Origin of the sequence: Sphingopyxis sp., assembly GCF_036402335.1 — a bacterium.
Taxonomy (GTDB): Bacteria; Pseudomonadota; Alphaproteobacteria; order Sphingomonadales; family Sphingomonadaceae; genus Sphingopyxis.
Genome location: NZ_DASWTD010000126.1, coordinates 1 through 10,043 on the forward strand (window position 1 = coordinate 1; position 10,043 = coordinate 10,043).

Consider the following 10,043-nt stretch of genomic DNA (forward strand, 5'->3'; position numbering starts at 1 on the left):
TCGTCACCCCGGACTTGATCCGGGGTCCACGACTTCAGCGCTGCGATGGATCCCGGATCAAGTCCGGGATGACGAAGAAAGCGAAGCGACCGATTGAGATGTGCACCCCGGCGACAGCCGGGGCCCAGAATTCTAACGCGAACTTAGCGTGTTACCGCATGGGCCCCGGCTTTCGCCGGGGTGCCCAAATGGGACAGCTCCCACCCCAAAGCCGACATGCCGCCTATGATGTTATCAGGCCGCAGAACCCCGCGCCGAACCCGCGACAAGGTTCATCACCAGCTTCGGCAGGCTGTCGTAATTCGCGCCATGATATTGCGAATCTGCGGGCAGCGCATCCTTCAGGCGGCGGTGCGCCTCGCCCAGCGAATGATAGGGCACACCCGGCAGCAGATGATGCAGCGCATGATAGCGCAGCCCGACCGGCGCCCAGAGTTCGGGGAGCAAGCCGGGCGGCGGGACGTTGACGCTGTCGAGGAACTGGCCGGTCACAGTCAGCACGTCGCCGTCATTTTCCCAGAGATGCGCGACGAGCGTGCGAATCTGGTTGAGTACCAGCGTCGCTGCGGCGATCGCCCCGAAGATGAAGAGCGCGCGGAGCGGCACCCAGCCAAAGACACCCGCGGCGATCAGCAAGGTCGACCACGCCCACGCGCCGCCCTCCTGCCAGGCCCACTGGCGGCGGAACTCGCCTTCGGGCGGCTTGCGGCGAAACATCGGGTTGATGATCATCCCCGAATAACGTTCGACGACGATCCGGCGCAGCGGCGGGATCAGGAACGACAACGGGGTGAGCACGGCATAGCGGAAGACGAGCGCGAGCGGCGCAAACGCCGCGGCGACGACGAACAGCGGCACCGTCCACGGCTTCATCAGCGCGAGCGGCAGATATTCGGGATCCTCGACCGTGCCATATTTGGTGCGGTTGTGGTGCAGGCTGTGGATGCCCTCATACATGAACGACGGGATCAGCATCGGCACGCCGACGAGGATGTTCCAGCCGAGGCGAAAGCCCGGCAGCGCATTCTTGCGGATGTGCGTGAGCTCGTGGATGAAGCTCCCCGCACGGTAGAGCGCGATCACCGAAATGACCGCGGCGACCAGCATCCACGCTGTCGAAGGCGCGAGGATCGCCGCCGCGATGCCGGCGTAGCCGACGACGGCCGAAGCGAGCATATCGGTCCAGTAGATGCGCGGCGAAGGCTGCACGAGATCGCGCGTCAGCTCCGAAGCCGCGCGGATCATCGCCATATCGTCCGCAATCGCGGCCTTTGGCATCTTGTCGGCATCCGCCGACGGGGGCATCGGCGCCACCGGCGAAGCCGACAGCCGATCGACAAGGGTGTTCATCGCTAACATATCGGGCTCTTCATCATATTTTCGTGGCAGCAAAATGGCCGAATGCGGGTCGCCAGCGCCATTTCTATGCCCTAATGCGTCGCCATAAATATAGGTCAGGCAATTCAGGAAACCAGTATGAGCGGACATTCGGACGGCCCGATCACGATCCACCCGGTCAAGAACAAGGCCGACCTGCGCGAGTTCGTCGAGCTCGCCTATCGCCTCAATCGCGGCGATCCGGCATGGGTGCCGCCGCTGAGGGGCGAGGTGTACGGCCTGTTGACGCCCGGCAAGAATCCGTGGTTCGAACATGGCAGGGCGCAGCTCTTCCTCGCGCGTCGCGACGGACGTACGGTCGGGCGCATATCGGCGCATATCGACACCCTCGCGCTCGCGCAGCCCGCCGAACAGGGGATGGGGCCGGGCACCGGCAACTGGGGCCTGCTCGAAGCCGAGGACGAACAAGGCGCACAGGCGCTGCTCGCGGCGGCCGAAGACTGGTTGCGGGCCGAAGGCATGCACCGCTCGCTCGGCCCGTTGTCGATTTCGATCTGGGACGAACCCGGCCTGCTGATTGAGGGGTTCGACAACCGGCCGACGGTGATGTTGGGGCACAACAGCCCGCTGTATCGCGGCTGGATCGAGGGCGCGGGCTATCAACCGGTCAAGCAGCTCCGGAATTATGACGTCGCAATCGACGAGGGCTTTCCGCCGATCGTCAATCGCATTGTCGCAGCCGGCGAAAAGAATGCGCGCATCCGTATCCGCAAGGTCGACAAACGCCGCTTCGCTGCCGAGGCGGCACTGATCATGGGCCTGCTCAACGATGCATGGTCGGACAATTGGGGCTTTGTGCCTCTTACCGACAGCGAGATCGCCTATGTCGGCAAGAAGCTGAAGGACATCGTGTTCGAGGACCTTATCCGCGTCGCCGAAGTCGACGGTGAGCCGGTCGCTTTCATGATCGTGCTACCGAACATCAACCAGCTGCTGATCGACATGGACGGCTCGCTACTCCCCTTCAACTGGGCGCGCCTGCTCTGGTGGCTCCGCAAACCCAAGAGTCATATCCTGCGCGTGCCGCTGATGGGGGTCGCCAAGAAATTGCAGAACAGCCGCATGGCGAGCACGCTGGCCTTCATGATGATCGAATATATCCGCCGCGACGCGGTCGCCGATTATGGCACCAAGCGCGGCGATATCGGCTGGGTGCTCGACGACAATCAGGGGATGAACGCGGTCGCCGAAGCGATCGAGGCCAAGGTTAACCGCGTCTACCAGATCTACGACAAGCCGCTGGGCTAGACACGCCGATGCTGAAAGTCATCGCGCAGGATTTCATCAAGCCCGACGCCGTCGACATCGTTCTGCCGCTCTATCGCGAGTTGGTGGAGGCGACGCGGGCCGAGCCGCTGTGCATCGCCTATGACCTGTTCGAAGATCGGAAGGATCCGGGACACTTCATCTTTGTCGAAGAATGGCCGGACCAGGCGGCGCTCGATACGCACTGCCGGACCGAACATTTCATGCGGCTGGTGCCGCTGATCAATGCGCACCAGCGGCAGGACGGGACCTTCATCCTGATGAATATGGTCGCCTAGGCCGTCAGGCGAGCACCGCCCATGTCGGCGCGTGATCGCTCGCCTTTTCGCGCCCGCGGTGATCCTTGTCGACGCCCGCATCGACCAGCCGGTCGGCGAGCGCGGGACTGAGCAGCAGATGGTCGATGCGGAAACCATGGTCGCGTTGCCAGCCGCCCGCCTGATAATCCCAGAAGGTCCAGACCCCGCCCGCCGGATGACGGCTGCGGATCGCATCGGTCCAGCCGTCGCCGAGCATCCGGAACCAGGCGTCGCGCGATTCGGGCTGCATCAGCGCGTCGGTCGACATCGCGCGCGGGTCCCACACATCGTCGTCGTGCGGGATGACATTATAGTCGCCGGTGAGGACCGTCGGGATTTCCGAGGCGAGCAGGAATTTCGCACGCTCGCGCAGCCGCGCCATCCAGCGGAGCTTGTAATCGAATTTCGGCCCCGGTTGCGGATTGCCGTTGGGAAGATAGATGCAACCGACGCGCAGGCCATGGACGTCGGCCTCCAGATAGCGCGACTGCTCGTCTTCGGCCTCGCCCGCCAGCCCGCGCTGCATTTCGACGGGCTGGGTGCCCTTCGCGAGGATCGCAACGCCGTTGAAGCCTTTTTGCCCGTGATAGAGGAAGCCGTATCCCGCCGCCTCGATCTCTTTCGTCGGCATCGTTTCGTCGCTCGATTTCAGCTCCTGCAGGCAGGCGACATCGGGCTGCGTTTCCTCGAGCCATTCGACGAGGCGCGGCAAACGGGCCTTGATCCCGTTGATATTGAAGGTCGCGATTTTCAGGGGCACGGGCTCACATCTCTTTCCGTTCGCCCTGAGCTTGTCGAAGGGCCGTTCTATTCTTCTTGCGTAAAAGAAGGACGGTGCTTCGACAAGCTCAGCACGAACGGAAGTAGGAAGTGTCTTTAGATCGAGAAGCTCGATCTGCAGCCGCAGCCCGAGGCGGCGTTGGGGTTTTCGACCTTGAACGACGATCCGCCGAGCGAATCGACGAAATCGACGATGCAGCCGCGCACGAGGTCGATGCTGATCGGGTCGACGACCAGCTTCACCCCGTCGGTCTCGGCGACGATGTCATCGGCGTCGATGCTTTCGGCGAGGCCGAAGCGATAGGTGAAGCCCGAACAGCCGCCGCCATCGACCGCGAGGCGCAGCGCGGCATCGGCCTCGCCCTTGCGGTCGGCGATCCAGCGGACGCGCGCCGCAGCGGCGGGCGACAGGGTGATATCGGAAAGCTGCGTGGCCATGATCGCTAGATAGGAAGCTTGGGTTCAAATAAAAAGGGCGCCTCGACGGTTGACCCGCCTGGCGCCCCTCCTCTCCGACCCAGGAAAGCTTGTTATTCGGGACCGCCCATCGCGACATTCTTGCCGGTGATTGCAGCGATCGCCATCTGGTCCGAACGGACGAACGGCATCGGATTGACCGGTGCGCCTTCGATGCGGACTTCATAATGGAGGTGGTTGCCGGTCGAACGGCCGGTCGAACCGACGTAACCGAGGATGTCGCCCTTCTTCACCGACTGGCCGGGGGTGACGACATAGGAAGACATGTGGCCGTAGCGAGTCTGGATGGCATTGCCATGTTCGACTTCGACATAATTGCCGTAGCCGCCGAGACGCTGGGCGCGGCCGACGATGCCGTCGGCGGTCGCATAGATCGGGGTGCCGCGCGGCGCCGGGATGTCGATGCCGTTGTGGCGCGCGACCTTGCCGGTCACCGGGTGGACGCGCATGCCGTACGACGACGAGAGCGACATCTGGTCGATCGGGCGGCGCGAGGGCACCGCAACGCCGATCGAGGCGGTCAGGCCGGTGTCGAGGCGCTTCCACGCCTGGAAAATCGCGCGGGCTTCGCTGTCTTCGCTGGCCGAAGGAACGCCAGCGGTAAAGCTGTCATCATCGGGTTCGTCGGGGACGACAATGCTGGCGTCAGCACTGGTTTCGGCAGCGTGGACGGCCGGTGCGGCCAATCCGAAACATGCTGCCGCGCAGATTATTGCGACTTGGTGCAACTTCTGCGCCAGAAGAGTGTTGATCAAAACGACGACCCCGCATTTGCCATGTCGCCAAAGTCACAAATGGGCTTTGGCGCCGGTTTTTGTTGGTGTTGGATGATTGCTCATCCCCCGCGGAAGCCTGTGTGCTGTCCCAATCCTTACGAAGCAATAACGGTGTAGAATTCTTGCGTTAAACCGGCGTCGTGGCGCGCCGAGTCGTTGAACGGAGGCTTCAAACTGCCCCGAAAGCGCGATTTTACTAGGGCATGCCACGTTTCGACGACATTGAATCCCCTTTCGTCGCACTTTTGCCGGAACCAGACTGTGCCCGCGGTCACATGGCGGATTTCATCCTTGTAAATACGCGATAAAATCCTTGCCGATGCCTCATCGCCGGCGGCACGGAAGCGTTCGACGGTTGCGGGCGTAACGTCGAGCCCGCGCGCTTCGAGCACCATGGGTACGATCGCCAGCCGCGCCAGAACGTCATCCGCCGTATCCTGCGCGGATTCCCACAATCCGGCATGCGCCGGCAGCGCGCCATAATGGCTGCCGAGCTGGCGGAGCCGCCGGTCGAGCAGCGCGAAATGCATCGCTTCGTCGACCGCGACCCCGATCCAGTCGTCGACGAACTCGCGCGGAAACTCATCGCCGAACCGGCCCACCAGATCGACCGCAAGGTCGATCGCGACGAATTCGATATGCGCGAGCGCGTGGAGCAGGGCGATCCGTCCCCGCTCCGACCCGCCCTTGCCGCGCCTGGGCATCCGGTTCGGCGCCAGCAGTTCAGGCGCGGCGGGCCACGCCGGCTGGTCGGGCATCGGGACATCGCAGCGATGTTCCAGCTTTCCCTGCCGCCACGCCCGCGCGAAGCCCCGCGCCGCGCGGCGCTTGTCGTGCGGATCCGGGGTCAGCAGGACCGCGCGTGCGGCTTCACCCAACGTCCGCATTCAGAGGGCTTTCGCGGCCTCCAGCACCGCATCGGCGTGGCCCTTCACGCGTACCTTGCGCCACTCTTTCGCAAGCTTGCCATCGGCGCCGAACAGGAAGGTCGAACGTTCGATCCCCATATAGGTACGGCCGTAATTCTGCTTTTCGACCCAGGTCCCGAACGCCGCGCACACCGCGCCGTCCTCGTCCGAAGCGAGGCGCACCGTCAGGCCATATTTGTCGCGGAACTTGCATAGTTTCGTCGGCGCATCGCGCGATACGGCAAGGACCTGCGCGCCCAGTTTCGCGAATTCGGGCGCGAGCCGCGTGAAGTCCTGCGCTTCGACCGTGCAGCCGGGCGTATCGGCCTTGGGATAGAAATAGACGATCAGCGGCGCGCCCTTCATCGCCGCAAGGTCGATCGCCGCGCCGTCGGCATCGAGAAGCGTTACGGCGGGAATGACATCGCCAATTTGAGGACCGCTCATTTTTCATTCTCCTGTCCGGGGCGAATCGACGCCCACCATTTCGCGATCTCCTGCCGCGCGCCATTATGCGCGGCAAGCAGTTGCGGCCAGCCGGGCTCCCCGCACTGGCTCGCCACCAATTGGCGCGCCGCGGCGGTCGGCGGCTCGCCCTCGGGCGCGGTGAGGCGTAGCATGACGAGCATCCGCGCGAGCAGGCCGTGCGCGTCGATCACCCCGGGCGGCACAAGGTCCGCCGCCCTCAGGCACGCGAGCGCCGCCGAGATATTCGGGTCATGGCACCGGCCGCTGACGAGCTGCGTCACCTGCATCGCGAATTCGAGATCGACGAGGCCGCCCGGCCCGCCCTTGATATCGAGCGCGCCCTTCGCGGGCTTGTGCGCCGCGATCTTGCTGCGCATTTCGGCCGCATCGGCCGCGAGCTTTGCCGGATCGCGCGGGACCCTCAGCAGTTCGTCGATGATACGCCGGACTTCGGCCCTTGCCATATCCGAGCCATAGACCGGCCGCGCGCGGAGCAGCGCCATATGCTCCCACGTCCACGCCTCTTCGCGCTGGTAACGTTCGAAGCTGTCGAGGGTGACGACAAGCGGCCCCTGCGCGCCTTGCGGGCGCAGCCGCGTATCGACATCGTAGAGCTTGCCCGCCGCGGTCGGCACCGACATCGCCGCGGTCACGCGCTGCGCGAGGCGATTGTAATAGGTCGTTGCGCCGAGCGGGCGCGGCCCATCGGATTCGGCGAGGTGATCGCCGGTGAAGAGATAGATGAGGTCGAGGTCCGACGCGTGCGTCAGCGCCCGCCCGCCAAGCCGTCCGAGCGCGAGCACGACCAGTTCGCTGTCGGGAACACGGCCGTGCGCGGCGACGAATTCGGCCACCGTCGCGTCGGCGAGCACTTGCAGCGCCGCCTCGGCAAGCTCCGAATAGCCGCATGCGACCACCAGCGGATCGGTCGCGCCCGCGACCAGTTGCGCGCCATAGGCAAAGCGCCGTTCGCCGACATGGTCGCGCACGCGGTCGAGCAAACGCTCATAGTCGAGAACCGCGAGTCCCGGCGCCCATTCGGCGACGAGCTGCTCCTTATCCGCCGGCGCGTCGAAGGCGCGCTGGTCGATCAATCCTTCGATCAGCTCGACGCGGGTACCCAGCGCGTCGGCAAGCGTCGGCGCGAGCGACAGGATCCGGGTGGCGATGCGGGCCAGGGCCGGCTGCGCGGCGAGCAGGTGGAAAAAATTGATCGCGCTCGGCAATCCCGCAACGAGCTTGTCGAAACGTGTCAGCGTGGCGTCGGGATCGGGCGCTGCACCCAAAGCCTTGACCAGCTCGGGCAGCATCGTCTCGAGCGCGTCGAGCGCGGCGGGGCTGCGGAGTGCGCGAAGCTTGCCGCCGCGCCACTCGGCGATGGTGCGCAGTGCCGCATCGGGCGGGTCGAAGCCCGCCGCGATCAATTGCACCGCGAGACCATCCTCGTCGCGCGGCAGGCCGGTCGTCACCGCACGTTCGGCGACGAGCCGGTCGTAACAGGCGCCGACGTCGGCGACGACGGGGGCGAGCGCGGCAAGCAGCGCCGCACCGTCCGCTTCGCCATCGAGCCGTGCCACGCAATCGAGCGCCGCTTCCTGCGTGGGCAGGCTGTGCGTCTGCTGGTCCTCGATCATCTGCAGCCGGTGCTCGATGCGGCGCAGCGTCGCATAATGGCCCGACAACCGGCTGGCGACCCCGGGCTCGATCCGGTCTGCCGCCGCCAGCGCCGCGAGCGCATCGATCGTGGCAGGAACGCGCAGCGACGGATCGCGGCCGCCATAGATCAGCTGGTGGACCTGCGCGAAAAATTCGATCTCGCGGATACCGCCGCGCCCACGCTTGAGGTCGAAGCCGGGACCGAACGCCTGTCCTTGCGCAAAATGGTCGCGGATCCGGTCGCTCATCGCGCCGATTTCCTTCAGTTGCCGGAAATCGAGGCTGCGCCGCCAGATGAAGGGCTGGATCGCCGACAGGAACTGCTCGCCGAGCATTCGGTCGCCCGCCGACGCGCGGCTGCGGATGAACGCCGCCTGTTCCCATGCGAGCGCCTCAGATTCATAGTAGGAGATCGCCGCATTCACGGGGAGCACGATCGGTGTCACCTCGGGATGCGGACGCAGGCGCAGGTCGACGCGCAGGACATGCCCGTCGCCCGTCCGTGCCGACAGGATTTCGGCCATCCGCCGCGCGATCCGCACCGCCGCCTCGCCCGGATCGTCGCGCGACCGGCGTGGCATCGTTTCGGGGTCGAAGATCAGGATCGGGTCGATGTCCGACGAATAGTTGAGTTCGTGGCTGCCAAGCTTGCCGAGCGCGATGACCGCAAGCCCGCGCGGCTGCTCGTCCGGCACGCGCTCGGCAAACGCCGCAGCGAGCGCGGCATCGCAGGCCGCGTCCGCAAACCCGGACAGCAGGCGCGTCGTCGTGGCGACATCATGCTCGCCCGACAGGTCACCGAGCGCCAGCAACAGCGCGGTCCGGCCGCGCCATTGGCGCAGGCTGCGCATGATATCGTCATCGACCGGGGGCACGGTGACGGTCGCAAGCGCGGCATCGGTGCCGTCGTCAAGAAAGCGCGCGATGTCATCGGGATTGAGCACCGCAAGCCGCGCGAGGAATGGCGCATGGGCGGTAAGCCGGTCGAGCGCCGACTGGCGGCTGGAAGCGTCCGTGATCGTCATCGGTCGCCGCTATCGCCCGCCACTCATAAGCTCGCAACCCCTCACCTCGTCATTGCGAGCGAAGCGAAGCAATCCAGAGCGGCTTACGCCACGCTGGATTGCCGCGTCGCCCGCGGCTCCTCGCAAGGACGTGGCGGGAAATTTAGGCCGGGATCGTGCTTTCGTCGAAGAACAGCACCTGCGAGATCGCCGCGCGCAGCGTCGCGGGCTGGTACGGCTTGGTGAGCAGGAAAGCCGGTTCGGGCCGGTCGCCGGTCAGTAGCCGTTCGGGGAAGGCGGTGATGAAGATGACGGGGACCTTGAGGTCGGTCAGGATTTCCTGCACCGCCTCGATTCCGGAGCTGTTGTCGGCGAGCTGGATGTCGGCGAGGACGAGACCCGGCTGGTGCTTTTGCGCCTCGTCGACCGCCTCGCGGTGCGTCGTCGCGACGCCGACAACCTCGTGGCCGAGTTCGCGGACGATCATTTCGATGTCCATCGCGATGATCGGTTCATCCTCGATAATCAGGATACGCGCACGGGTCTGGCGATCGATCTCGTCGGTCGCATCGGAAATCAGCGCGCGCACCGCCTCGGCATCGCGGCCGATGATGCGCCCGGTATCCTCGAAGTTGAACCCTTCGACCGCCGTCAGCAACAGCGCCTGCCGCGCAAGCGACGGGATACGCCGAAGGCGGGCGTCGGCGATGGTAATATCGCTGTGCGCCGTTGCCTCGCTGGCGACCGCCTGGTCGGCCATCAATCCGAAATTGTCGTGAACCAACCGGTACAACTGGATTCGAAGGTCGTTGCCGGTATCGACCGCGCCCGGATTCGCGACCAGGGTCTCGAGCAGCCGCGCGACCAGCGCGTCGCCATTTTTCTGGCTCCCGGAAATGGACCGGCCATAGCGCCGCAGATAGGGAAGATGCGGTGCAACCGACTGACCCAATGACATATTTTACCTCCTGATGACGGCGAAGCCGGGACGGATCGTCCGGAAAAGGGACA

Annotated in this window: 10 protein-coding genes; 2 read left to right on the forward strand and 8 right to left on the reverse strand. The window is 65.1% G+C overall.

The features are described from left to right. Positions 1–234: 234 nt before the first annotated feature. Positions 235–1,359, reverse strand: a complete 1,125-nt coding sequence (locus tag VGD20_RS03855; RefSeq protein WP_331133179.1) for a fatty acid desaturase — start codon at positions 1,357–1,359, stop codon at positions 235–237. Between the two features lie 117 nt (positions 1,360–1,476). On the opposite strand from VGD20_RS03855, the gene VGD20_RS03860 reads away from it, so the two are divergent. Beyond that, positions 1,477–2,646 (forward strand): N-acetyltransferase, encoded by a 1,170-nt coding sequence (locus VGD20_RS03860; RefSeq protein WP_331133180.1) that lies wholly within the window; start codon positions 1,477–1,479, stop codon positions 2,644–2,646. Between the two features lie 8 nt (positions 2,647–2,654). After that, the gene (locus VGD20_RS03865) at positions 2,655–2,942 is read left to right on the forward strand and encodes a putative quinol monooxygenase (protein ID WP_331133181.1); all 288 of its coding nucleotides are present in this window, start codon (positions 2,655–2,657) and stop codon (positions 2,940–2,942) included. A gap of 4 nt (positions 2,943–2,946) precedes the next feature. Here VGD20_RS03865 and xth read toward each other — a convergent pair whose 3' ends face one another. The 7 genes from xth to VGD20_RS03900 form a co-directional block, all read right to left on the reverse strand. Continuing rightward, entirely contained in the window at positions 2,947–3,717 is a 771-nt protein-coding gene (xth, locus tag VGD20_RS03870) for an exodeoxyribonuclease III (protein WP_331133188.1), read from the reverse strand. Between the two features lie 122 nt (positions 3,718–3,839). Next, positions 3,840–4,181 carry an iron-sulfur cluster insertion protein ErpA gene (erpA, locus tag VGD20_RS03875; protein ID WP_331133182.1) on the reverse strand — a complete coding sequence of 114 codons (342 nt, stop codon included), beginning with the start codon at positions 4,179–4,181 and terminating at the stop codon, positions 3,840–3,842. A 92-nt stretch (positions 4,182–4,273) separates the two neighbouring features. Then, positions 4,274–4,906, reverse strand: coding sequence for a M23 family metallopeptidase (locus tag VGD20_RS03880; protein WP_331133183.1), 633 nt, complete (start codon positions 4,904–4,906; stop codon positions 4,274–4,276). 185 nt (positions 4,907–5,091) lie between these two features. Next, positions 5,092–5,883 carry a ferritin-like domain-containing protein gene (locus VGD20_RS03885; protein WP_331133184.1) on the reverse strand — a complete coding sequence of 264 codons (792 nt, stop codon included), beginning with the start codon at positions 5,881–5,883 and terminating at the stop codon, positions 5,092–5,094. Next, positions 5,884–6,351: a peroxiredoxin gene (locus tag VGD20_RS03890; protein WP_331133185.1), complete on the reverse strand. Its 468-nt coding sequence runs from the start codon at positions 6,349–6,351 to the stop codon at positions 5,884–5,886. Further along, positions 6,348–9,053, reverse strand: a complete 2,706-nt coding sequence (locus tag VGD20_RS03895) for a bifunctional [glutamine synthetase] adenylyltransferase/[glutamine synthetase]-adenylyl-L-tyrosine phosphorylase (protein WP_331133186.1) — start codon at positions 9,051–9,053, stop codon at positions 6,348–6,350. The genes VGD20_RS03890 and VGD20_RS03895 overlap by 4 nt, the downstream gene beginning before the upstream one ends. Positions 9,054–9,195: 142 nt before the next feature. Further along, positions 9,196–9,990 (reverse strand): response regulator, encoded by a 795-nt coding sequence (locus VGD20_RS03900; protein WP_331133187.1) that lies wholly within the window; start codon positions 9,988–9,990, stop codon positions 9,196–9,198. Positions 9,991–10,043 lie beyond the last annotated feature (53 nt).